The sequence below is a fragment of the Komagataeibacter kakiaceti JCM 25156 genome (assembly GCF_000613305.1).
Genome location: NZ_BAIO01000591.1, coordinates 1 through 1,297 on the forward strand (window position 1 = coordinate 1; position 1,297 = coordinate 1,297).

At 55.3% G+C, this 1,297-nt stretch carries 1 protein-coding gene; it reads left to right on the plus strand.

Annotation, left to right across the window (positions count from 1 at the left end; translation table 11 throughout):
• The first annotated feature begins 83 nt into the window (after positions 1–83).
• Complete coding sequence (locus JCM25156_RS16910; RefSeq protein ID WP_025814070.1) at positions 84–1,163, plus strand: IS5 family transposase; 1,080 nt, start codon at positions 84–86, stop codon at positions 1,161–1,163.
• The last annotated feature ends 134 nt before the right edge of the window (positions 1,164–1,297 follow it).

Below are 1,297 nucleotides of genomic sequence, written 5' to 3' on the forward strand. Positions count from 1 at the left end.
ACCTGGAGGGTTCGAAAAACCTACTGGTTTTGAGGCCTTCTGTGTGATTCCATTCCTCTGGTTCTGGTTGAGGGAATGGCGATATGAAACAGCCTGGTTTCTTTGATGTTGAGGAGCGGCTTGCCCGGTTGAGCGGGCTTGGCGATCAACTCGAGGCCTTTTCCCGGACTGTGGATTTTGAGGTGTTCCGCCCTGATTTGAAGAAGGCTCTGGCGTATTCGGATGGGAGCAAAGGCGGGCGCCCTCCGTTTGATCTGGTGCTGATGTTCAAGATCCTGGTGATCCAGACGCTGAACAATTTGTCTGATGAGCGGACGGAGTACCTGATCAATGATCGTCTCTCTTTTATGCGTTTCCTTGGTCTGGGGCTGTCGGACCGTGTGCCTGACGCCAAAACGGTCTGGCTGTTCCGTGAACGCCTGACCCAGACGGGTGCGATTGAAAGACTGTTTGACCGCTTTGACGCGACCCTGCGCAAGGCCGGATATTTGCCGATGTCGGGCCAGATTCTGGACGCAACGCTGGTGGCTGCTCCAAAGCAGCGCAATACAAACGCCGAGAAAGCGGATCTCCGGGCAGGGCGTATTCCTGAAGAGTGGCAGGACAAGCCCGCAAAGCTGTCCCACAAGGATCGCCATGCGCGCTGGACGCTGAAGTTCACGAAAGCAAAGCGTCAGGATGACGGAAGTATGCCCGCAACGGATCTTGCCATTCCGTTCTTTGGCTACAAATCCCACGTCTCCATCGACCGGAAATATCGGCTGATTCGCAAATGGAAGGCCACAGATGCCGCCGCCAGTGATGGCGCGCGATTGAGAGAGGGCTTGCTTGATAAAACCAATACGGCCTCAAGCGTCTGGGCGGATACCGCCTACCGCTCGAAAGCCAATGAGGACTTCATGGACAAAGAGGGTTTCGTCTCGAAGGTCCACAGGAAAAAGCCGAATCTCAAGCCCATGCCCCGCCATGCCCAGCGGTCCAACGCGGGGAAGTCGGTGATCCGATCCCGCGTCGAGCATGTCTTTGCCGATCAGAAATCGCAGATGGGATTGTTCATCCGGGCCGTCGGCATCACACGGGCCACAATGACGATCGGACTGGCCAATATCGTCTACAACATGCGCCGTTTCCTCTTCCTGGAGAGAATGAACGCGAGCGCATAGCAATCCAGCGGGGGGTAGTCCCCAATTTGCTCAAAACGCAGAAAGAAAGCTACCTCAGGAACCGTCAATCAAATCGCCGAAAGCCTAAAAACACGAGCCAGGCACATCAATCAGAGGTTTTTTCGAACCCTCCA

Excerpts from the sequence above, each read along its gene's own strand:
- JCM25156_RS16910 (WP_025814070.1), top strand. The coding sequence starts at position 84 with ATGAAACAGCCTGGTTTCTTTGATGTTGAGGAGCGGCTTGCCCGGTTG.